This window comes from Sorangium aterium (assembly GCF_028368935.1).
GTDB classification, from domain to species: domain Bacteria; phylum Myxococcota_A; class Polyangia; order Polyangiales; family Polyangiaceae; genus Sorangium; species Sorangium atrum.
Window position 1 is genome coordinate 115,432 of the sequence record NZ_JAQNDK010000006.1, and the last position, 23,178, is coordinate 138,609.

General features: G+C 69.8%; 16 protein-coding genes. 8 read left to right on the plus strand and 8 right to left on the minus strand.

The genetic code is table 11. The features are described 5' to 3' along the window. Nucleotides 1-77 precede the first annotated feature (77 nt). Nucleotides 78-2,834 carry an MXAN_6577-like cysteine-rich protein gene (locus POL72_RS44555; protein WP_272102999.1) on the minus strand — a complete coding sequence of 919 codons (2,757 nt, stop codon included), beginning with the start codon at nt 2,832-2,834 and terminating at the stop codon, nt 78-80. Nucleotides 2,835-3,214: 380 nt separating this feature from the next. Between POL72_RS44555 and POL72_RS44560 the strand changes: the two genes are divergently transcribed. The 7 genes from POL72_RS44560 (at nt 3,215) to POL72_RS44590 (ending at nt 13,010) form a co-directional block, all read left to right on the plus strand. After that, nucleotides 3,215-5,686 carry a U32 family peptidase gene (locus POL72_RS44560; RefSeq protein ID WP_272103000.1) on the plus strand — a complete coding sequence of 824 codons (2,472 nt, stop codon included), beginning with the start codon at nt 3,215-3,217 and terminating at the stop codon, nt 5,684-5,686. Nucleotides 5,687-5,792: 106 nt separating this feature from the next. Next, the gene (locus POL72_RS44565) at nt 5,793-6,308 is read left to right on the plus strand and encodes a hypothetical protein (RefSeq protein WP_272103001.1); all 516 of its coding nucleotides are present in this window, start codon (nt 5,793-5,795) and stop codon (nt 6,306-6,308) included. Between the two features lie 937 nt (nt 6,309-7,245). After that, nucleotides 7,246-8,274, plus strand: a complete 1,029-nt coding sequence (locus tag POL72_RS44570; protein ID WP_272103002.1) for an ABC transporter substrate-binding protein — start codon at nt 7,246-7,248, stop codon at nt 8,272-8,274. Between the two features lie 98 nt (nt 8,275-8,372). Beyond that, nucleotides 8,373-9,911 (plus strand): sugar ABC transporter ATP-binding protein, encoded by a 1,539-nt coding sequence (locus tag POL72_RS44575; protein ID WP_272103003.1) that lies wholly within the window; start codon nt 8,373-8,375, stop codon nt 9,909-9,911. Beyond that, the gene (locus POL72_RS44580) at nt 9,904-10,986 is read left to right on the plus strand and encodes an ABC transporter permease (RefSeq protein ID WP_272103004.1); all 1,083 of its coding nucleotides are present in this window, start codon (nt 9,904-9,906) and stop codon (nt 10,984-10,986) included. Before POL72_RS44575 ends, POL72_RS44580 begins: the two co-directional genes overlap by 8 nt. A 2-nt stretch (nt 10,987-10,988) precedes the next feature. Then, on the plus strand, nt 10,989-11,993 hold the full coding sequence (locus POL72_RS44585) for an ABC transporter permease subunit (RefSeq protein WP_272103005.1): 1,005 nt from the start codon (nt 10,989-10,991) through the stop codon (nt 11,991-11,993). A gap of 24 nt (nt 11,994-12,017) precedes the next feature. Continuing rightward, nucleotides 12,018-13,010, plus strand: coding sequence for an NAD-dependent epimerase/dehydratase family protein (locus tag POL72_RS44590; protein WP_272103006.1), 993 nt, complete (start codon nt 12,018-12,020; stop codon nt 13,008-13,010). A gap of 73 nt (nt 13,011-13,083) precedes the next feature. On the opposite strand, the gene galK is transcribed toward POL72_RS44590, so the two are convergent. From galK to POL72_RS44620, 6 genes are all read right to left on the minus strand, one after another. Then, nucleotides 13,084-14,196: a galactokinase gene (galK, locus tag POL72_RS44595; protein ID WP_272103007.1), complete on the minus strand. Its 1,113-nt coding sequence runs from the start codon at nt 14,194-14,196 to the stop codon at nt 13,084-13,086. 286 nt (nt 14,197-14,482) lie between these two features. Beyond that, nucleotides 14,483-15,685: a vWA domain-containing protein gene (locus POL72_RS44600; protein WP_272103008.1), complete on the minus strand. Its 1,203-nt coding sequence runs from the start codon at nt 15,683-15,685 to the stop codon at nt 14,483-14,485. A 304-nt stretch (nt 15,686-15,989) separates the two neighbouring features. After that, entirely contained in the window at nt 15,990-16,718 is a 729-nt protein-coding gene (locus POL72_RS44605; protein WP_272103009.1) for a hypothetical protein, read from the minus strand. A 29-nt stretch (nt 16,719-16,747) separates the two neighbouring features. Further along, nucleotides 16,748-17,512, minus strand: coding sequence for a dienelactone hydrolase family protein (locus POL72_RS44610; RefSeq protein WP_272103010.1), 765 nt, complete (start codon nt 17,510-17,512; stop codon nt 16,748-16,750). A gap of 441 nt (nt 17,513-17,953) precedes the next feature. Further along, nucleotides 17,954-18,778 carry a shikimate dehydrogenase gene (gene aroE, locus POL72_RS44615; RefSeq protein ID WP_272103011.1) on the minus strand — a complete coding sequence of 275 codons (825 nt, stop codon included), beginning with the start codon at nt 18,776-18,778 and terminating at the stop codon, nt 17,954-17,956. A gap of 176 nt (nt 18,779-18,954) precedes the next feature. Continuing rightward, nucleotides 18,955-19,857: a bestrophin family protein gene (locus POL72_RS44620; protein ID WP_272103012.1), complete on the minus strand. Its 903-nt coding sequence runs from the start codon at nt 19,855-19,857 to the stop codon at nt 18,955-18,957. 201 nt (nt 19,858-20,058) lie between these two features. Here POL72_RS44620 and POL72_RS44625 point away from each other — a divergent pair, with 201 nt between their 5' ends. Further along, nucleotides 20,059-21,375: a metallophosphoesterase gene (locus tag POL72_RS44625; RefSeq protein WP_272103013.1), complete on the plus strand. Its 1,317-nt coding sequence runs from the start codon at nt 20,059-20,061 to the stop codon at nt 21,373-21,375. 23 nt (nt 21,376-21,398) lie between these two features. Here the strand turns inward: POL72_RS44625 and POL72_RS44630 are convergent, their stop codons facing one another. Further along, nucleotides 21,399-23,156 (minus strand): ATP-binding protein, encoded by a 1,758-nt coding sequence (locus tag POL72_RS44630; RefSeq protein ID WP_272103014.1) that lies wholly within the window; start codon nt 23,154-23,156, stop codon nt 21,399-21,401. Nucleotides 23,157-23,178: the final 22 nt, after the last annotated feature.

Genomic DNA, 23,178 nt, shown 5'->3' on the forward strand with positions numbered 1-23,178 from the left:
CTCCTGAACAGAAGCCCGTCCGACGGAGCCTCTCTCGAGGTGACACGCGACGCTGCTCGGCGGTGCGCGGTGCGCGGTTACGGATGGATGTTGAGCTCGTAAACGCCGGATTCCTGGAACGCGCCGTCGACCACGATGACGATGGTCTGCCCAGCGTCGAGCGACACCGTGACCTTCGACGTGAACAGGTGCAGCTCCTCCCCGAGCACGTCGTCGCTGCACGCGATCTCCTCGCCGTAGCAGTCTCCGTCGAAGACGGCGAGCACGGTGTCGTAGTCGGAGCCGGCCGTATCGATCGTGTACGTCCCCGCCTCCGGGGCGGTGAACAGATAGACCACCTCAGGCGCGTCGATGCCGCCGCAGCTCGCGTCCACCTCGGCGAGGCTCCCCTTGGTCGTCCCCGTCGCGGTCTGGGAGGCGAGGGGCGTGAGCTCGATGGGCTTATCGCACGTGCCGGTGCCGTCGAACAGGTCCACGTTGAGCATGTAGGCGCCCTCCGCGCCGTGGCTGTCGACGCTGATCAGGGCGGTCTGGCCGGCGTCCAGCCACACGAGCTTGCTCGAGTCCGTGCTGTCGTTGACGCAGGCCATCTCGTCGCCCTCGCACCCGCCGTCGCGCACGGACAGGACCGTATCGACCGCGGAACCCACGGTGTTCATGCGGTAGAACCCCTCCACAGGCGCGGTGAAGCTGTACGTCGCCTCGCCGCCGGGGACCGAGGCGCAGGAGGGCGCCAGGAGATCGGGATAGCCCTCGGTGTTGCCCGTGACCGACTGCGGGACCACGGCGTCGAGCTCGAAGAGAGGGCACGGCGGCGCCTCCCGCTGGGTGATGTTGAGCGTGTAATCGCCGCTCGTCGACGCGCTGTCCACGGAGACGATCACCGTCTGACCGGCGGAGAGGAACAGGCTCGCCCGCGAGTGGGTGACGACCCCCGCGGGGTCCACGTTGTCATTGCACCTGAGCGAGGGACCAGAGCACGAGCCGTCCAGCACCTCCAGGACCGTATCGAGCGCCGAGCCGTTCGTGTCGAAGACGTAGAGCGCGTCGGCCGGGGCGGTGAAGCGGTACGTCGCCTCGGGGGCCCCGCGAGAGGCGCAGTCCGGCGCCAGGTGATCGGCGAGATCCGCGGTCGTCCCCGTGACCGTCTGCGGCACCGTCGAGCCGAGATCGATCAACGGGCACGGCACCTCGTCGACCTCGAGCCGGTAGTCGCCCGTCGCGCCCGCGGTATCCACCACGAGGACGACGGTCTCGCCGGCCGTGAGCGAGAGCGTGATGAGCGCCGGCTCGAACAGGCCGTCGACGCACGCGATGAGCTCGCCGGCGCACGAGGCGTGGCGCGCCTCCATGAGGACGGGGAAGCTCGAGCCGGACGCGTCGAACGTGTAGAGGCCCTCGCGCGGCGCCGTGAAGCCGTAGGTCGCCTCGCCCCCGGTCGAGAACGTCGCGCACGCCGAGATCAGGTTGCGGAGGTGCTCGTTGTTCCCGGTCACCGTCTGCGGCAGGGGTCCGCCGATCTGGACGCCCGGGCACGGCGGGGCCTCGAAGAGATCCAGCGTGAAGCTCGCCAGCGGGCCGGCCGGGTCCGCCACGGCGACGAGCACCGTCTGACCGGCCTCGAGCGTCGCGAACGCGTTCGACTCGCCGGCGCCGTAGCGGCAGCTGAGCGAGGGGCCCGTGCATGTGCCGCCGTCGAGGACCTCGACGATCAGGTCCGACGGGGCGTGCGCGCTGAACACGTAGGTGCCGTCCGACGGGGCCGTGAACGAGTACGTCGCGTCCGGGGTCGCGCTGATGTCGCAGGTCGCGGACACCGTGTCCTCGCGCAAGACGGTCGTGCCCGTCACCGTCTGCGGCACGACGGGATCGAGGGCGGTCGGCGCGCACTGGACCGGCCCGGGCTCGGCCACGCGGAGCGTGAAGTCGCCCTGCGCGCCGCGCGCGCCGCTCACCACCACGAGGATGCGCTCGCCCTCGGCGAGATCGACGGAGAGCTGCGACTGGAGGCTCCCCGCGTTGTCGTTGCAGGCGAGCTCCTCGCACGTGTCGGCCCGCAGCGCGCCGAGCGTCGTGTCGTAGGGAGACTCGAAGGTGTCGAACAGGTAGGTCCCCGCGCGAGGCGCCGTGAACAGGAACGCCTGATCGGCCGCGCCGGGCCCCGCGCAGGTCAGCCAGCGGTCGTCGTCGGCGCCGAGCGTCGTGCCGGTCACCCGCTGCGGGACGGCGGAGCCGATGTCCCGGGAGGGCTCGGCGCTGCACGCGCAGGTGCCGCCTTCGCACGAGCGCCCGGGGTCGCACGCGCGATCGCACCGGCCGCAGTGCTGCGGATCTGCGGCGAGGTCCACGCAGCTGCCGGCGCAGTCGGTGAGGCCCGGGAGGCAGATCGGCCGGCATGTGGAGCCGGCGCACGCGCGGCCCGACGGGCACTGCGCGCCGCACTTGCCGCAATGGTCCGGGTCGGTGCGCGTGTCGACGCACTCGTCGCCGCAGCGCTTCACGTAGCGGCCCTCGCGGCACTCGGATGGCCCGCCGCCGTCACCTCCGCCGCCGCTGCCACCGTCGCCGCCGCCGTCACCGCCGGTCCCCAGCGGCTCGCAGGCGCCCTTCACGCACGCCGCCCCGGCCGGACATTCCTGGCCGCACGCGCCGCAGTGCTCCGGATCGGCGTGCAGCGCCACGCAGACGCCGTCGCAGACCGAGTAGGGAGCCTCGCAGCGCGGCGCCAGGGCGTCGTCGCCGCCGCACGCGGACGTCGCCGAGAGGACCGCGGCAGGCACCCAGAGCGCGGCCATCGACAGCGCCTGTCCGACGCGAAAACCGTGTCTGTTCATCGGCATCCCCCTGCGGCACGCGCCGTCGACGCGCGCGAGCCGGCGGAGAATGCGAGCGCCTCTCCGACGTTCGGCTCCCGGGCTCCGCGCTGGTGGTTGATGGCTGACGTGGCCGCTCCGCTCATCCGACCCTGCCATCGAGGCCTCGCTGCGCCGGCCGGCGACGACCCGACGGCACCTCGGCCGGGTGGGCCGCTGCACGATCGTGCCTCACGTCGCGAAGCGAGGTCAAGGCGCGCCGTCTGGCAGGCTCTTCGGGAGGGCGAGCCCGCGCGCGCCAGGTGGTAAGAGCGACAACCGCGCCACCCCTTGCTAGAACCGCCCCCATGTCGCGGCCCGCGCGCCCTGAAGTCCTCGCTCCCGCCGGTGATCGCGCCGCCATGGAAGCCGCCGTGCGCGGCGGGGCCGATGCCGTCTACTTCGGCCTCCGGGGGGGCGCCGCGGGAGGCGGCGCGGCGTCGCCCTTCAACGCCCGCGCGCGGGCCGCGAACTTCGACGCGGCGGAGCTCGAGGAGGCGGTGCGCTTCCTCCACGCCCACGGCGTGAAGGGCTACGTCACCCTGAACACGCTGGTGTTCGACGACGAGCTCCCGGCGGTCCGCGGCGCGATCGAGGCGTGCGCCGCGGCCGGCGTCGACGCGGTCATCGTCCAGGACCTCGGGGTGATGCGCCTCGCGCGGGCGCTCGCGCCCGGGCTCCCGATCCACGCCTCCACGCAGATGACCTGCACCGACGCGGCCGGCGTCGAGCTCGCGCGATCGCTCGGCGCCGCGCGCGTCATCCTCGCCCGGGAGCTCTCGCTCGACGACATCGCCGCCATCCGCCGGGCGACCGACGTCGAGCTCGAGGTCTTCGTCCACGGCGCGCTCTGCATCGCCTACTCGGGGCAGTGCCTGACGAGCGAGGCCATCGGCGGCCGCAGCGCCAACCGCGGCGCCTGCGCCCAGGCCTGCCGCCTGCCGTACCGCCTCGTCGTCGACGGCGCGCTGCGCGACCTCGGCGACGCGGCCTACCTCCTGTCGCCGGAGGACCTCGACGCTACCGACGCCATCCCCGACCTCGTCGCGCTCGGCGTCGCCTCGGTGAAGATCGAGGGGCGACTCAAGGGCCCGGAGTACGTCGGCGCCACCGCGCGGCTCTACCGCGCCGCGATCGACGCGGCGGTCGGCGCGGGAGCGGGCCCCGGGGCCACGGACCGGGAGGCGGCGCTCCAGGCGTTCTCGCGGGGCTCGGGCCCCGGCTTCCTGCGCGGCGTCGACCACCAGCGCCTTGTCGACGGCCGCACCTGCGATCACCGCGGCATCGAGGTCGGCGAGGCGCGCGGCGCCGGGCGCCGGCGCGGCCACGAGGTGGTGGTCGTCCGCGCCGCGCAGCCGCTCGCGCGCGGCGAGGGGATCCTCGTGGAGGGCGGGTTCGCCGGCGAGGGCGAGATCGGCGGCCGCATCTGGGGCCTGTGGGCCGCTGGCCGCGAGGTCGAGCGCGCGCCGGCGGGGGGCGACGTCGAGGTCTGGCTCGGGCCGGACCGGCGCCTGCCGGAGGACGTGCTGAGCGGCGCGCGGGGGCTGCGCGGGCGCCGGGTCTTTCGCACGAGCGACCCCGTCGCCACGCGCGCGGTCCGCGAGGCGCTCGACCGCGCCCCGCGGCGGGTGGCGATCGACGTCCGCCTCGAGGGCCGCCTCGGCGAGCGCCCGCGGCTCTCGGCGGCGACGGAGGGCGGGGCGTCGGCCTCGGTCGAGATCGACACCCCGCTCGGCCGCGCCGATCGATCGCCGCTCGACGAGGCCACGCTGCGGAAGCAGCTGGATCGGCTGGGCGACACGCCGTTCGTCCTCCGCGGCCTCGGGCTGTCGCTCGACGGGCCAGCGCTCGTGCCGCCGTCGGCGCTCAACCGCGCCCGCCGGGCGCTCGTCGCGGCGCTGATCGAGGCGTCGCACCGCCCCCATCCGTCGGCGCCGCTGGAGGCCGAGGGGCTCGTCGCCGGGATCGCTCCGCCGGACGCCCCGCCGCCGGCGCCGGGCCTCTTCGTGCTGTGCCGCAACGTGGTGCAGGCGCGGGCGGCGCTCGACGCCGGCGCGAGCGGCGTCTACCTCGATTTCCTGGAGATGGTCGGCCTCGGCGCCGCGGCGCGCGAGCTGATGGCGGCCGGGGCCTCCGTCGGGGTGGCGCCGCCGCGGATCCGCAAGCCGGGCGAGGAGAAGATCGACAGGTACCTGCTCTCGCTCGGGCCGGCGGCGATCCTGGTCCGCAGCCTGGGCGCGCTGCTCGACGCCACGCCGGGCGTGCCCCGGATCGGCGATTTCTCGCTGAACGTCACGAACAAGCTGGCCGCGCGCGAGGTGCTCTCGCGGGGGCTCGCCGCGTTCACGCCGTCGTTCGATCTCGACGCCGCCCAGCTCGAGTCGCTGCTGGACTCGCCGTTCGGGCCGTTCGCCGAGGTGGTGGTGCACCACCCGATGCCGCTCTTCCACATGGAGCACTGCGTGATCGCGGCGGCCTTGTCCGAGGGCAAGGATCACCGCACCTGCGGCCGCCCGTGCGAGCAGCACGCGCTGTCGCTGCGGGACCGGGCGGGCATGGATCACCCGCTGGAGGCGGACGTGGGGTGTCGGAACACGGTGTTCCACGCGGCGCCGCAGAGCGCGGCGCACCTCGTGCCGAGGCTCGCGAAGAGCGGCGTGCGGCGGTTCCGGATCGAGCTGGTGCGGGAGGACGCCGAGGGGGCGCGGCGCGTGGTGGAGGCGTACCGGCGGCTGCTCGCCGGGGAGGTGGCGCCGGCGGAGGTCGCTCGCGGGCTGCGGGCCGAGGGGAGCTACGGGGTGGTGCGGGGGTCGCTGCGCGTGCTGCAGGCGTGACAGGGACGGCCATGGCGCTCGACCTGATCCTCACTTGAGGAGAAGGACACCCAGACCTCGGGACGGCACACCGGGCAGGGTGGCCGGCGGTCATGATCCGAGTGTCATGTGTCGCGCGCTCCTCGTCGGCCAATCCCGCTCGCTTCTCGCGCCGGCACGTGAGTTGCTGAGCTCCGAGGGCATGAAAACATCGGGTATGGTGGTGGTGGGGTGTTGGTTGCTCGCTGGCTGCAACGGTCCCGACTTCGACGAAAACCGCGCGAAGTGGCGGGCCGACCGGCCAGAAGACTATGTCATCTCGATGTGCGGCACAGGCTTCGACCGCGGATGTACGCTCGCCGCGGTCTCCGGCGATACCGTTGTCGCCGCCGCTCACAGCGAGTTCGACGAGCCGACGAGCGGCGACTGGACGTTCGATGAAGCGCCCGATCAAGCGGATCCGGTGGAAGCCCTGTTCGACCGAGCAGAGCGCGAGAGCGACTGCGAGCTCCGCGACGTTTTCTTCGACGACCGCTACGGCTACGTGGCGTACTTCTATAAGGACTGCGGCGAAGAAGGGGGCGGCTCGCGAGTCGCTTGCTTCCAGCCCGACACGAGCGACGTGACGCGCTGCACGGAGTGAGCGCAAGGCGAACGCCGGTCAGCAGGCCGAGTCGCCCGCGCTGGCGCCGCGCCGTGCGCTCGGCTCTGCGGAGCGGCCTCGGACCTCTCGACTCCATTTTCAACCCAGCAGATAACCCATAGAGTTCCCCTCGGCGAGACGAGGGCGAGGGGCGGCGTGGCCAGGCAGAGCGCCACACCCCGCTGCAACAGCAGCACGGCGTGGGTGTCTTGAGGATGCGCTCGCAGTCTCCCAGGCAGGGGGGCGAGATCGGTCCGGATGACAGAGGTCCCGGTCCTCATGACGACCCCAGTCCTGGGCAAAGCCAAAGGGGCCCAGAGGCATAATGTGAACGTTCACAATACCGATGTCAATTCGAAACTGCCGTCAGCGACCGTCCTCGCGCCCCGACGGCGGACAGGTTTCCTCCGGAGCGCCGCGTCAAGAGGGGCGGGCATCGGGCTGCGGTCACACAGGCGCTTCAGCGCCGTCGCCGCCGGCGCGCGGCGGGCCGGCGATGATCGCGGTAAGGCGCCCGCGCCTCTTGCCGCGGCGCTCCGGAGGAGCCCCTCCAGCCTCGTGCTCCCTCGGGCTCGGGAACCTTACGGCCCGGTCGATTGGAATTGACGGTGCTCATGTGATCGTTCACATTGTCGGCGAGGAGTATCCTTGTTGCTGTGCCTTGCCCGGGTCGCCACGTGCACCGAGGCGTTCGTCGTCTGAACGATTTTTACACCAGCTCCGTTCGCTCGGTCGTCGCGGAAGCGATCGCTGAACGATGGGGGTTGGCATCGGGCCGAGGGTGCTCCCAGAGAACACGCCCTACCGCGCTCGTCCGGCGGCTGTCGTGAAATCTCGAGTGCTGTTCACCGGAGATGATTCCTTACAAAGATCCGGCGGTGCTGGCGACGCGGCCGGCTGACGACCGTCGGGGGTGGCGTGATCTATGTCGAAGAGCATGAACCCTCAAAACCACGTGTCACGGAGGCTCTTCCTGGCCATCCTGGGCTCGGCGTCCGTCGCCGCCGGCTGCTCCCGCGAGGAGAGCGACGCGGCGCGCGCCTCCCAGAAGCCGGCGTCGGAGGCCGATGCCGCGGGGCGGAAGCCGAAGAAGCTGTCCGAGATCGTGGTCGGCTTCTCGCAGACGGGCGCCGAGAGCTCCTGGAGGATCGCGCACAGCAAGTCGATCCAGGAGGAAGCGGAGAAGCGCCACGTGCAGCTCCTCTTCGCAGACGGCCAGAACGTGCACAACAACCAGGTCAACGCCGTCAACGGGTTCATCACCAAGGGCGTCGACGTCATCGTCATCGCGCCGCAAGAATCCGTGGGCTGGAAGCCCACGTTGAAGGAGGCCAAGCGCGCCGGGATCCCGGTGGTGCTCACGAGCCGGGGCGTGGACGCCGAGGAAGATCTGTACGCGACGGTGATGGTCGCGGACTTCGTCTGGGAGGGGCGCCGGGCAGGCGAGTGGCTCGCGAAGCAGACGAACGGCAGCGCGCGCATCATCGAGCTCGTGGGCACGCCGGCGGCGGACGTGGCGGTGATGCGCAAGACCGGCTTCGCCGAGGCCATCGCGAAGCACCCGGACATGAAGATCATCGCGAGCCAGAGCGGTGACTTCACGCGCACCAAGGGAAAAGCCGTGATGGAGACGCTGCTCGCGGCCCACAAGGGCGAGATCAACGCCGTCTACGCGCACAACGACGACATGGCGCTCGGGGCGATTCAGGCGATCCAGGCGGCGGGGTTGAAACCCGGGCAGGACATCCAGGTGATATCGATCGACGCCGTGAAGCCGGCGTTCGAGGCCATGATGGAGGGGAAGCTGAACGCGACGGTCGAGTGCAACCCCCTGCACGGCCCCCTGCTCTTCGATACGATCGACAAGATCGTGCGCGGTGAGAAGGTGCCGAAGCGCACGATCGTCCCTGGCCAGATCTTCGAACGCGAGCAGGCGGCGGCGGCCATCGGCTCGCGGCCCTACTGAGGAGAGATCGGCGCTGGCGCCCCGCTGGGGCGGCGCGAGCGCCATCACGCTCGTGAGCTCGCTCGTCGCGCGGCGCTCACGTACGGAGCAGCAGCCGCATGCCTGTCTCGAAAGCCTTGCTCTCTGTCGAGGGCCTCAGCAAATCGTTCCCCGGAGTTCGCGCTCTGCACGACGTGCACGTCGAGGCGCGCGCCGGCGAGATCCAGGCGTTGATGGGGGAGAACGGGGCCGGCAAGTCGACGCTGATCAAGCTGCTCACCGGCGTCTATTCTCCCGACGCCGGGACCTTGCGCCTCGGCGGTACGGTGATCCGGCCGACCTCTCCCCGCCACGCTGAATCGCTGGGGATCAGCGCGGTGCACCAGGAAATCAGCCTGATCCCGCACCTCTCCATCGCGGACAACATCATGCTGGGCCGGCAGCCTCGGCGCTTCGGCCTGATCGACGGGCGCGCCGTCCGCGCGAAGGCGCGTGAGGCCCTCGCGCGCCTCTCGCTGGATCTCGACGTGTCGCGATCGGTGGCGGCGCTGCCCACCGCGCTGCAGCAGATGGTCGCGATCGCCCGCGCGCTCGCCGTGGACGCGCGGATCCTGATCCTGGATGAGCCCACCTCCAGCCTGGATGAAGCGGAGACGCTGCGGCTCTTCGACGTCATGCGGGGGCTGAAGGCGCAGGGGTTGGCGATCCTCTTCGTGACTCACTTCCTGGATCAGGTCTACGCGGTCAGCGACACGATCACGGTGCTCAGGAATGGCTGCTTGGTGGGGCAGTACGCGAGCAGCGCGCTGCCTCGCCTGGAGCTCGTCCAGGCGATGCTGGGCGTCAAGCTCGGCGCAAAAGACAGGGCCGCGCCAGGCGGCCCCGCCGGTCCGGGAGGGGAGGCGAGCGCCGCGGAGCCGGCGCTCACCGCGCGCGGCCTCGAGAGAAAGGGGGTCATCGGACCCATCGACCTCGCGCTGCGGCCCGGCGAGGTGGTGGGGCTGGCGGGGCTGCTCGGCTCGGGTCGAAGCGAGACCGCCAGGATGCTCTTCGGGATCGAGCCCGCCGATCGCGGCGAGCTCGCGGTGAACGGACGCGCGACCGAGATCAAGACGCCGCGGCACGCGATCCGGGCCGGCCTCGCGTACTGCCCGGAAGACCGCAAGGTGGATGGCATCATCCCGAACCTCTCCGTGCGAGAGAACCTCCTGCTCGCCTTGCAGGCCTCCCAGGGGGCGCTGCGGGTGCTCCCGCGCCACGAGCGGGAGCGTCTGGTCCAGCACTACATCAAGACCCTGAGCATCAAGACGCCGTCCCCGGAGACGCCCGTCAAGCTGCTCTCGGGCGGCAACCAGCAGAAGGTGCTGCTCGCGCGTTGGATGGCCATGCAGCCGCGGATCCTGCTGCTCGACGAGCCCACGCGCGGCGTGGACATCGGCGCCAAGCTGGAGATCGAGGCGCTGGTGAAGTCGCTCAGCGAGAAGGGGGTCGCCACGGTCTTGATCTCGTCGGAGCTCGAGGAGGTCGCGCGCAACTGCTACAGGGTGGTGGTCCTGAGAGACCGCAAGCAGCAGGGCGAGCTCGTGGGAGAGTCCGTGACGCCTTCGTCCATCATCCAGGCCATCGCCCATCAGAAGGAGGCGCCGTCCGATGCTTGAGAAGATCACGGAAGCGGCGCCCACGAACGCCAACCTCACCGGCATCGCAATCCTCCTCTTCACCGGGTGCGCCGGCGCCCTGCTGCTCCTGCGCGGGCGCCGCGAGGCCTGGCCTTTGCTCGGCCTCCTGGCGCTCCTCCTGTTCAATTCGGTCCTGTCCAAGAATTTCTTCTCCATCGTCGAGCGCGACGGGGCTTATTACGGGACGCCCATCAACCTGCTCAACCAGGGCTCGGAGGTGATGCTCCTCGCGATCGGCCTGACCCTGGTGATCGCCGTGAGGGGCATCGATCTATCGGTCGGCTCGGTCATGGCGTTGTCCGGCGCCACCTGCGTGATCCTGATGAAGGAGGCTCACTGCGGGCCGCTCCTGGCTGCGCTCTTGTCGCTCGCCGTCGCCGGCGGCGTCGGTCTGTTCAACGGCGCGCTGGTGACGGCGCTGAACATCCAGCCCATCATCGTGACCTTGATCAGCATGGTCGGTGTCCGCGGCGTCGCCATGCTCATCACCCGCGCCGAGCCCGTGACGCACACGGATGCGACGTTTGCGTTCATCGGCAACGGTCACATCGGTGGCTTGCCGTTCTCCATGGTGCTGGTGGCCGCCGTGTTCGTCGTCGCCGCGCTGCTCTGCCGGAGGACGGCGCTCGGCCTGTTCATGGAAGCGATCGGCGACAACGAGCGGGCGAGCCGGCTCGCCGGCGTCGACGACCGCCGCATCAAGCTCTGGTTGTATGGCTTTTCCGGCCTGTGCGCCGGCATCGCCGGCCTCGTGGCCGCCTCGTACATCTCCACGGCCGACCCCGATCGCGTGGGGCGCCTGCGGGAGCTGGACGCCATCTTCGCCGCGGTGATCGGCGGTACGGCGCTCACCGGCGGGCGTTTCTACCTGGGTGGCACCCTGATAGGAGCGTTGTTGATACAAACGCTCTCCACCACGATGTACATCCAGCATGTCCCCTCGGAGATCGAGCCGATGCCCAAAGCCGGCGTGATGCTGCTCAGCTGTCTGCTGGTCTCGGAGGAGTCGCGCCGGCGGCTGCTCGAGCTGCTCGGCCTCAAGCGGGGGCAGTAGGGATGCTCCGCTGGGATCGGCGGGATCTGCCGCTCATGGTGACCGCGGTCCTCCTGATCGCGCTCTACTCGGGGGTGCTGGTCTGTTACGACGCGGCGCGTAGCCTGCGTTTCCTGGTCGACCTGATCAAGGGGAACGCGGCGATGGGCCTCTGCGCGGTGGGGATGACCTTCGTCATCCTGTCGGGGGGCATCGATCTCTCGGTCGGCTCCGTCGTCGCGCTCACGACGGTCCTCGTGGGCACGCTGGTCGCCGGTGGTTGCCACCCGGTGGTGGCGTTCTGTGTCGGCCTCGCGGTGTCGGTCGCGTTCGGCGCGATGACGGGGCACCTGATCCATCGTTTCTCTCTGCCCCCGTTCCTCGTGACGCTCGCGGGCATGTTCTTCGCCCGCGGCGCGGCGTTCCTCGTCAGCATGCAGCCCATCGGCATCGATCACCCTGCGCTGGACTGGATCGTCGATGAGCTCGGCTTCGCGCTGGCGATCCCGGGACTGGACCGGACCTGGGTCCCGGCGACGGCGCTCCTGTTCTTGATCGTCCTCGTGCTCGGCGTGATCCTTGGCCGTAGCACGAGCTTCGGCCGGAACGTCCTCGCCATCGGCGGGGACAGGCAGGCCGCGCTGCTCATGGGGGTGCCGCTGGGCGCCACGACGGTGTGTCTCTATGCGTTGTGCGGCCTGTGCGCGGGCCTCGGCGGGGTCACGACGGCGCTGATCGACAGCGCCGGAAAGCCGAACATCGGCGCGGGGCTGGAGCTCGAGGCCATCGCCTCGGTGGTGATCGGTGGAACGCTGCTGACCGGGGGCGCCGGCAGCGTCGTCGGCACCGTGATGGGCGTGATGATCACGGGCATCGTGCGGGCGGTGATCAACCTGGATGGACGGCTGCCGTCGCCCTGGCACCACATCAGCATCGGGCTGCTGCTGCTCGTCTTCATCGTCATGCAGCAGGTCCTGATCCGATCGGCCCCTGCAGCCAGGGGGGTGGAGTACGGTCATCATCCATGATGCCGGAGAGCGAGGAGCGATAGAATGAACGAGACCAAGCGAATTCTGGTCACAGGGGCGGCGGGCAAGGTCGGTCAGACATTCATCCGAAGGTTCCTGTCGAACCCCGCGTTCGAGGGGTGGAAGGTCCGTGCGCTGTGCCACAACCGCATGCTGGAGCGGACGGCGCGCGTGGAGGTGCTGCGTGGGACCATCGAGGACAGGGCCGTCGTCAACGAGGCGACCGAGGGGGTGAGCCACGTGCTGCACCTGGCGACCAGCAAGGAGACCCCCGAGAGCATCATGGACGTAGCCGTCAAAGGCATGTTCTGGCTGCTGGAGGCCTGCCGCGTCAGCCCTTCGTTCGAGCAATTCATCCTGGTCGGGGGCGACGCCGGGATGGGCCACTTCTTCTATCCGCACCCCGTCCCCGTGACGGAGACCCAGCGGCACAGCGCCTACCCGGGCTGCTACGCGCTGTCCAAGGTGCTCGAGGAGGTCATGCTCGAGCAATATTACATTCAATATGAGCTCAACGGATGCTGCCTGCGCGCGCCCTGGATCATGGAGAAGGACGACTTCAAGGCGCAGCTGTCCTTCGGCGACGACGTGTTCGGAGGGCCGAGGTGGCGCGATCTGGTCGGCGCCGAGGCGGCAGAGGGGTACGTCCGCTCGGGCGCCGTGCCGGTGATGCTCGACCGCCGCGGCGAGCCGGTGAAGCGGAACTTCGTGCATGTGGAGGATCTGGTCACCGCGATCCTCAAGGCCGTCCATCATGAGAAGGCTCGCCAGCAGACCTTCAACATCTGCATGGACGAGCCGGTGGACTACGGGGAGCTGGCGCGTTACCTGGAGGCGACGCGGGGCCTGCCGAGCGTGAGGGTGAAGACGCCGTTCCATTCGACGTGGCTGGACAACTCGAAGGCGAAGTTTCTGCTCGGTTGGCGGCCGCAGTACGACCTGGCGCGGCTCACGGATGCCGCCTTCGACTACGTGCGCGCGCCCGATGACCCGCGCGTCACGTGGTACCCCGGTTGACGGGCCCCGCTTCCCCACGGCGGCTCCTTCCCGCGGTGGAGGAGCCTGACGATCACGCCGCCGAGCTTCTCTGCTAGGGGACGAGCCCGCCTACAAGCACCCTCGCCCGGCGGTTCGGCGTGCGCGCGTAGGCCTCCACGACGGCCCGCCCCACGCTCGCTGCGCGCCCGCGCTTCACCAGGGCCACGATCGCGCCGCCGAAGCCGCCGCCGGTCAGCCGGGCGCCGAAGACGTCCGGCTGCGCCCGCGCGCTCTGCACCAGATCGTCGACCGCCGGCACGGACACCTCGAAATCGTCGCGCATCGACCGGTGGGACGCGTCGAAGAGCTCGCCCAGACGGGCGAGATCTCCCGCGCGGAGCGCGGCCACGGCGGCGAGCACCCGGGCGTTCTCGGTCACGACGTGGCGCGCGCGCCGGTCGAGCGGCGCCGGCAGCGACGCGATGCGCGGCTCCACGGTCGCGTCGACGTCCCGGAGCTCCGGGACGCCCAGCGCCGCGGCCGCGCGCTCGCACTCCGCGCGCCGCGTCTTGTAGTCGCCGCTCGCGTGCTGGTGAGCCACCCCGGAGTCGATCACGAGCAGCTCGGCCTCCGCGGGCAGCGGGATGCGCTCGAACGCGAGCGTCCTCGTGTCGATGAAGAGCGCCGTGCTCTCGTCGGCGAGGCTCGCGGCCATCTGATCCATCGTCCCCACCGGCGCGCCCACGAAGTCGTGCTCTGCGGCGTGCGCGATCCGGGCGATCTCCACGTCGTCGATGGAGAGGCCGAGCATCGTCCGCAGGGCGCGGGCGAGCGCCACGAGCAGCGATGCGCTCGACGACAGGCCGCTTCCGAGCGGCACCGTCGACTCGATCCTCGCGTCGAAGCCGGGGATCGATGCGCCCCGGCTGCGGAGGACCGCGGTGATGCCCTGCACGTAGTCGAGCCACAGTCCGCGGCGCGCCTCCTCGCCGGCGCGGAACGAGAGCTGGGCGCCGCCGTCCACGTTCGCCGTCGCGACCTGGATGAGCCGGTCGTCCCGCGGCGCGAGTTCGACGCGCGTCTTCTGCGGGATCGCCGTCGGCAGCACGTAGCCGCCGCTATAGTCGGTGTGTTCGCCGATCAGGTTCACCCGCCCCGGCGCCTCGCCCAGGACCTTCACCGGGCGGCCGAAGACGACCTCGAAGCCCTTCCCCTTCACCGTCATTGCAGCGCACCCATGTCGACGGGGCACAGGAAACCCAAATGTTCCGGAGGCGTCAAGCCACAACTGCGGGATCTGCGCCGGGCTGGCAGAGCAGTTTTTACGTCGGTTTTACGCCGGTTTTACTCCGGTCCGCCCGGTCTCGTGAAGACGCGGTGCGTGCAACCGCGCTCGTCTCTGCGGCGATCGAAGGGGCGGTATTCACTCCGCGGCCCGCGGGAGCCGCCTTGGCTCCAGGGCCTGCGGGCGACGTCAGCCGCCGCAGCGGGGGCGACGACAGGCGGTCCGATCAAAACGCGAGCACCTCGCTCCCTGACGCGAGCTCGCACGCGCCGTCCTGGGGATCACCGCCGGTGCGGAGGATCTCGGACGGCTCCGGCTCGCGGTAGACGCCGGAGAGCGCGATGTCGACCATGCGCAGGATCGCGCGATCGAGCTTGGTCACGTAATAGCAGGGGATCGTCGGCTCCTTGTGCGCTCCGCCGACCCCGGAGTCATCCGTCAAGAAGAGGTATCGGCCGCCCGTGAGCTGTGCGGCAGAGCGCATGCTGAGCTCGGTGAGCTCATCCACGCCGCTCGACGCGACGGGATAGACAGCGACCCCGAGGTCCCTGAGGGCGCGTATCCCGCCTGCCATCGCCGCGGCGTTGTTCTCGTGGTGGGGCGCGTCCGCGACCCAGAAGGCGAGGCGCGCGGTGTCGTCGCCCGTGCGCCAGGAGAGGTCGGCCGTCTTGGAGAGCGCCATGTCCGGCGCCTCCGGGAAGTCGCCGCCGCCGTTCGCCCCTTGCTCGGCGAGCTTCTCCTGGAACTCGTCGGGATCGGTGCGGAAGTCGAACCAGCGGACGATGTAATCGTCCTCGGTGTCCCTGTACAGGACGAGCGACCAGCGCTGCTGGGCGTTCGGGTATTTGGCGAAGATGGAGTCGGAGAGCGCGATGAACTCCGTCTGGAGATACGTGATCTCGTCGCCCATGCTGCCGGTCGTGTCGATGACGAGCGCTACGTCCAGCGTCTCCTTCTTTCCTGGAGGCGCCGCGAAGAGGCTGTGCGCGGCCTGATGGTCGGCCGCGGTGAAGGGCAAGATGCCCGGGAGCTGCTGCGAATAGAGCGTGCTCCGGTACGAGAGGAAGAAGTCGAAGTTGCGGTTGTCGTCCCAGACGCCCGCGGTGAGCGTGCCAGGCGCGATGCTGGCTCCGCCGCCTGCGCCTCCGCCGCCTCCGCCGCCTGCGCCTCCGCTGCCTCCTGTGCCCAGGCTTCCGCCGGGGGAGCCTTCGCTCGGAGGACCGCTTCCATCCGACACACCTCCCGAAGCGGCTGAGCCGACCGCAGCGCCTGTGCCGAAGCTCGCATCGGGGCCAGCACCGGGGTCAGCGCCGGCGCCCCTCCCGGGGATCTCTCCGTCGCCGCCGTCTGCCGAGCTCGATCCGCCCGAGCACGCTCCCAGCGCGAGAAGGCCTCCCACCATGAAAGCGAAGCGGAAACGGGTATGCATTGGGATCTCCTCGGCCGCCAGGGTCGTCACATGCCGACGTCGGACGCGGCCGGGCATGCCGCGATGCACGGCGCGTACCGAGTAAGAACAGTGTGATTTCATGTACTTGCGCGATTACACGTGGTGCGTTCTGTGCCAAGGCGCGCCGGAGCGTGACCTCGACGGCTCGGGCGTGCCCGTGAGGTCGCGGCCGAGGTTGTGGGTGATGTCGATGTGACGCGCTGCGCGGAGTGAGCGCACGGCGAACGCCGGTCAGCAGGCCGAGCCGCCCGCATGGCGCCCCACGGGGGACCTGCTCCGCGCTCTAGACGGCATAGAAATCGTAGAACTCCTGCGCCGGAGCGTGGACTGCGAGCACCTGGAAGGGGAAGCACTCCTCCAGGCGATCGAGGCTCGCGCGCTGCGCGAGAGACCTCAGGAATGGACGCGTCATGGATTCCTTGACCTGGCCGTGATGATCAAGGAACTGACCCCAGAGCGTCATGCTTTGGTACCGGGCGGGAACCACGTGAGCGGACGAGCCGTACGCCGGCGGGAACAGTCGGCGGTACGCGTCGAGGTTGTAGAGCCACGAACCGCCGGTCACCAGGTTGACCTCGCTTGTCGTTCGTTTCATGTGCTCGACGAGCGCCGACAGGTCAGCCCGTCGCCGCTCGACTCGCGCGGCGCCGAGAGGCGAGCTGCCGTCCGTCTCTGCATTCCGGAAGTGCAAACGAGCGCGATCGACGCTCGACAGGGCGTAAGAAAAGCATCCAGAGGTCGCGACGACGGGCGGCGCGGTCGTCGCTTCGGGATCCTTCAGATAGAAATGGTACGTCCACTCGCGGCCGGCTTCCCCGCCTTCTGTGCCGGGCAGACCGGCTACATAGGCCTGCCACGTCTCGTTTTGCGCGTCGAACGCGCGCCCGAGGCCGAACCGAACATAGAGGTTCGTGTACCCGAAGAGGGCGCTTCCCAGGGACATCCCCGACAAGGCCCGCACCTTCTCCGCGAACGAGAACTGCAGGTCGAAAAAAGCCTTGGAGAACACCACGCTCGCAGCCGACCTTCGGGGTTCAGCGCTCAGCTCTTCGGAGGTGCCGACGTGAGCGTCGCGTCGAACAGCGCGAGCAATGTCTGGTAATGGCGCTCGGAGGCGGCCTTGTTGTACACAGCTGAATCGGAGGGGACCCAGCCGTGCTTCGCGCCCTCATACGTCTCGACCGTGTGCTGCACGCCCGCCTGCTGGAGGGCGTCGGTCAAGCGCTGTTTCTGCTGGTCAGGGAACGAGGCGTCCTCGATCGCGCCCGCCACGTACACGCGCGCGCGGATCTGCGGCGCGAGGAGGTGCGGGCTGTCTGGATCGTCGGTCGCCAGGTTGCCGCCGTGGTAGGACGCTGCTGCGATCACGCGATCCGGGAAATGGCCGGCCGCCGCCAGCGACAACCCACCTCCCATGCAATAGCCGGTCGTGCCGATCGACAGGGAGCGGACATCGGGCTCGGCTGCCAGGAAGGCGAGGAACGCCTCCGTGTCCGAGCGCACGTTGGCCTTGGTGGCCGTGGCCATGTACTTCTGCTGCCACTGCTTGCGGAACTCCGGATCTCGGCTGAATGCCTCGGCGTCCGGCGCCTTGTAGGGCCCGCCGCGGTAAAAGAGATCTGGCAGCAGGACGAGATAGCCGCCCTGCGCGATGCGCTCCCCCAGCTCGAAGAGAGCGGGCCGAATGCCGCGGCCATCCTGGTACACAAGCACCGCGGGCCAGGGACCTTTGCCAGAGTCGGGACGGAAGACGGACGCTTCGGTCTGGCCATCTCGGGTCTTCAACGTGACTGTAGCTCGTGACATCTGTTCCTCCTGCTCGACGTTTGGCGTGTGAATTACTCTCCTCCTCTCGCCGTGGCAAGCACACTTGCCTCGTGCGATGTCCTTCTCGGGCTGGCGGCGACAACGCTGCCTCGCCACGGCCTCGGTGTCCAGCGACCGGCGCTCGGTCCAGGTGACCAGTCACTCCATGACCGTCCTGCGCCTTGAGCAGCGGAGCTGCTGATCTGCTGCTTCTCAGGCAGCAGCGTCGCGCCGCCGTGGTGGCGAAAATGCCGTCTCGACGCGGTCTCCGTCGTTGGTACGCTATTGGCATGTTCGGTCGCGCAATCGCAGGGGCTCGTCTGCTCCTTGGCGTCCCGCCAGCCCCGGAGTCATCCGTCGAGACGAGGTGTCGGCGGGCCGTCAGCCATGCGCCAGAGCGCATGTCGAGCTCGGTGAGCTCATCCACGCCGTGCGCGCCTCTCAGGCTTTCCGCAGCGCAGCGAGCACGGGCGCGGTGTCGGGCCGCATGCCGCGCCACAGGGTGAAGCACTCGGCGCCCTGCTCGACCACCATGCCGAGGCCGTCGGTGGTCTGACCCACGCCGGCCGCGCGTGCGGCTTGCACGAAGGCGGTCGGTTCCTTTTTGTAGGCCATGTCGTAGGCCAGCGAGCCCTCGTTCCACACGTCGGCGGGCAGGGGCGGCACCTCGTTGGCCATGGAGGAGGCGGAGCCGTTGATGATCACGTCGAAGCGCCCGGCGATGTCGGCGAAGCCGCCGCCGGCGAGCTGGATGGCGCCGGCATGCGGGCCGAACTCGGCCGCGAGCTCCACGGCCTTGCTGGCCGTGCGGTTGGCGACGAAGATCTCGGCCGGCTGCTCATCGAAGAGCGGCAACAAGGCGCCGCGCACCGCGCCGCCAGCGCCGAGGAGGAGCACGCGCGCGCCCTTGAGGCAGCGGCCGAGGTTGTGGGTGATGTCGCGCACGATGCCGAAGCCGTCGGTGTTGTCGCCGAGGAGGGTGCCGTCGGCGCGCAACGTGAACATGTTGATCGCTCCAGCGGCACGGCCGCGCGGCGTCAGCTCGTCGGCCAGCGCAAAGGCCTCGAGCTTGAAGGGCATCGTGATGTTCATGCCCTTGCCGCCGCTCTTCTGGAACTCGCGCACGGCGGCGGCGAAGCCATCCAGCTCGCCGAGGATCGCGCCGTACACCATGTCCTGCCTGCATTGCTGGGCAAAGGCGGTCTGCAGCGCCGGCGACTTGGTCTGGGAGATGGGATTGCCGATGATGGCGTAGCGGTCGGTCATGGGTGCGTCCAGGCCTCAGCGACGCGGGGCCACGCCCGCGAGCGCCGCAGATCTACGATATTGTCCAGCAGATTGCCAAGAGCGCGCGGCGTCGCCATGGCGGCTGAGAGGCAGAGCGCCTTGCACCGCCCTCCTCGGGAAGGGGCGAGAGAGGAGCCCCCATCGCCGCGCCGCGCTCAGTCCTGGTAGCTCTCGGCCTTCGACGCCATCACCAAGTTGAGCGGCGACGACCCCAGGAGGTCGCGCTCGATGGTGTCGCAGATGCGCGTGAGGGGCAGGTCGTTCGGCTCGTGGCCGAACGGGTCGTCGAGCTCACCGCCGAGCGCCTCGATCATCAGGACGGGATACGCCACCATCATCGTCACGAGGGGCGTCAGCACCCCGAGCGCCTCGACGAGGGCGAGGGGCAGCGTGGCCAGGTAGAGCGCCACGCCCCGCTGTAGCAGCAGGATGTAGCCGAGCGGCGTGGGGGTCTTGAGGATGCGCTCACAGCCTCCCAGGCAGTTGACGAGGACGCTCAGCTGCTCCTCGGCGCACACAGCCATGTTGCGCTCGAGGCTCCCGGCCCGGACGAAGGCCGCGAGGCGCTCGGAGATCTGCTGCGCTGCACGGAGCGGCGGGTGAGCGTGCTCCGCGAGGGCCCCGATCTGCTCCGCCGGGAGCAGCCGGTCGATCTCCGGGCGCTCGACCTGCCCGCGCAGCGAGCGCCGCGCGGCGTGGACGAACACCACCACCCAGACGGCGACCTCGCGCGCCGCGCCTGGGTCGACCCCGGCGTGCGCGTTCACGATGCGCGTGATGTTGCGGCTCGAGTTCACGATCGAGCCCCAGAGGGTGCGACCCTCCCAGAAGCGGTTATAGGCCGTGTTCGTGCGGAACGCGAGGATGAGCGCGATCACCGCGCCGGCGACCTCGTGAATGCCGATCGAGAGCGACACGCGGGGGATGAGCCTGTGCGCCAGCCAGAGCGCCGCGGCGATGACCCCGAAGGCCAGCACGCGTCGCATCACGCCCGGCGACAAGGAGCCCCGCGGCGAGACCAGCATCGGCAGCCAAGCGCGTCGGGTGTAGGGGATCATCGGGACGACCCTCGCGGCGATGCCCTCCCGGAGCACCGGAAGGAGCCATGGACATCATGAAGAGGCCTCAGCCCCTCATCGAACGTACCAATCCTCGCGCCGCAACGCCGCCGGGAGCGCGCCGGGCGGCGAGCGTGGCGAGCAGGGCGCCCGACCGGCGCGTCCACGCCGGCGCCCCGCAAATCAGGCGGTCGGTCTCCGGTGGCGCCTGGCGCGGACGCGCTGGACGCGGGACACTCCGCGTCCGTCCAGGCAGAGCTGACCACGGTGGTCCTGTGCGCCTGGGTCGCCTGGAGCCGTCGATTGAAGTTCGTGTCCCCCATCGTCCTGTTCTGGGCGGCCTCCGTCCTGGCCTGGCTCGTCGTCGTGGCGGCGGCGAGGCGCCGCCGGGGCGGGCTCTACGCGCGGTTCGTCGGCGTGTTGCTCGGCATCCACACGTTGATCTCGTGCGCGCTCTTCCGCCACGTCGGCCCGCTCGCGCCGGGGTTCGCGTACCTCCAGGGCGCGGTGTACCTGCACTTCCTCCTGCTCTCGCGCCCCCGGATGCGGCCGCTCGCCTACCGCGTGCTCGTGAGCATCCCCGCGTCCTACTTCGTGGCGGCGATCTTCCTGTCATTCCCGTGGGCCATCGCGAGCGGGCTCGGGGCGACGCCGTACGGCCTCTGGGTGCCCTTCGCCCTCGCCGTCGTCGGTATCCTCCAGTCGCTCACCGCCCGCCGGGAGGAGATCGAGCTCGTCGTCGACCGCGCCCCCGTCGACGGGCTGCGCCGCTACCCGCTCCCGCGCGAGGGGGCGCCCGGCGCGCGCCGGCCCCTCCGCATCGTGCAGATCACCGATCCGCACCTCGGTCCGTTCATGTCGGTCGCTCGGCTCCGCGGCATCTGCGAGCGCGCGGTGGAGCGCGATCCCGATCTCGTCGTGCTCACCGGTGATTACCTGACCATGGAGTCGCAGGACACCGCGGATCACCTCGCCGAGGCCCTGTCCCCGCTCCGCGCCCTGGAGGGGCGTGTGTTCGCGTGCCACGGCAACCATGATCACGAGTCGCCCCGCCACGTCGCGACCGCGCTCGCGCGCGCGGGGGCGCGCCTGCTCGTGGACGACGCGGCGCTCGTCGAGACCGCCGCCGGGCCGGTCCAGGTCCTCGGGATGGACTTCCATTACCGCGATCGGGCGGAGCGCATGGCGGCGGTCTGCGCCCGTCACCCGCGCATGAAGGGGGCGCTCCGGCTCGTCCTGCTCCACGATCCGGGCGCGTTCCGCCACCTCGGCGAGGGGGAGGGCGATCTCGTGCTCTCGGGCCACACCCACGGCGGGCAGCTCGGCCTGGTCAGCCTCGGAGGCTCCTGGACCGCCCTCCAGCTCTTCGTGAAGATGCCCGATCATGGCCTGTGGGCCCGCGGCCCCGATCGGCTCTACGTCCATCGCGGGACAGGACACTACGGGTTTCCCCTCCGGCTCGGCGTGCCGGCGGAGGAGAGCGTGCTCAAGGTCCACCTCGCCGGCGACGGCGTCTGACGGGCCGACTTCCCGCAGTGGTGCTAGACCGAGCGCGCTTCCCCTGCGTCGGCCGAAGGCGGAGCAGCGGTCTCCTCGACCACCGGCATCAAAGGCAAGTCCACGATGAACACCGCGCCCCGACCCTCACCGGCGCTCTCGGCGTGAACCTCTCCGCCGTGCATCCTCGCCAGATCCTGCACGATCGAGAGCCCCAGGCCAAGTCCGCTGTGCCAGCGGGTGGTCGAGCTGTTTGCCCGGCGAAATTTGTCGAACACGTGGGGAAGAAAATCTGCGCTGATTCCCTCGCCGGTGTCGCTGATGCGGAGCTGGGTCTTCGCTCCCATCTCCTCCAGCGACACAGCCACGCGCCCGCCAGCGGGCGTGAATTTGACGGCGTTGCTCAGCAGATTGCGCACGATCTGCTCCAGGCGACCGCGATCGCCTAAGACCCGGCCGGTCGTTGAGCGGAGCGAAAGCGAAATGCAGACGTCCTTCGCTTCCGAGGCTGGAGTTACAGAGTCGACGACCGCCTGGATGACCTCGGCCATGCTGACCGGCTGCCGCTTCAGGTCCACCTGGCAGCAGAGGATGGCGGAGACGTCGAGCAGGGTCTCGACGAGCTCCAGCTCGGCCATGCCGTTGCGCTCGATGACCTCGAGGCCGCGCTGCACCCTGGCTACGTCCGACTTGTCCGCGCGGAGAAGAATATGCGCCCAGCCGAGGATAGAAGTCAGCGGCGTTCGCAGCTCATGGCCGAGCGTGCAGAGGAACTCGTCCTTCATCCGGTCGGCGGCCTCGGCCTTGGAACGCGCCGCCTGCTCGCTGGCCAGCAGCCTCTCCCGCTCTTCCTCCGCCCGCTTGCGTTCGGTGATGTCCGTGGAGATAGCGCACACAGCGTAGGGCTTGCCTTCGGCGTCGAACAGGGGGCACTTGACCGAGATATAGGTGTGCATCCCGTCGCCCTGCGGCACCACCTCCTCGGTCTCCAGGGGCTCCTGGGCCTCCAGCACCCGCCTGTCGAACGAGCGGAGTATCTCCGCCTGCTCCGGGGGGAAGAGATCGTGGTCGGTCGTGCCGATGATCGAATCGATCGACGCGATCGACGCGATCGGCTCGTTCGACTCCAGCGTCGCGTGGAACAGCTGCCTGAAACGGCGGTTGCTCAGCAGGTATCGGCCCTGCAGGTCCTTGACGTAGACCATGGCCGCCGAATTGTCGATGATCGCGTGCAGCATGCCCTGGCTTTCGCGCAATGTCTCCTCGGCCCGCTTACGCTCGCTGTTCTCTTGTTTCAGGAGATCGTTGGCCGCGGCGAGCTCGGTCGTGCGCTCCGCCACTCTCCGCTCCAGCTTATCGTGGGCGCAGCGCAGCGCGGCCTGCAATCGCTCGCGCTCCTCGATCTCTCGCCGCAGCTGAACGTTCTGCGCCTCGAGCTCCGCGCGCATCGTATACAATTCCAGGTGTGTCTTGACTCGCACCAGAACCTCGTCGAGCTCCAGAGGCTTGACGACGTAATCGACGCCGCCGGCTTCGAACCCGGCCACCTTGTGGGCCGTCTCTCCCAGGGCGGTCATGAAGATCACCGGAATGCCCTTGGTGCTTTCAGACGCTTTCAGGCGCCGGCACGTCTCGAAGCCGTCCATCCCCGGCATCAATACGTCGAGCAGGATCAAATCGGGAGAGAGGAGCTCGGCCCGCTCCAACGCATCTTCACCATCTTGAGCGACCGCCACCCGAAAGCCTCGCTCTTCGAGCTGAGCGGCTGTCACGGCCATGCTTTCCGGTACATCGTCGACCATCAGGATGGTATACGACGGGACA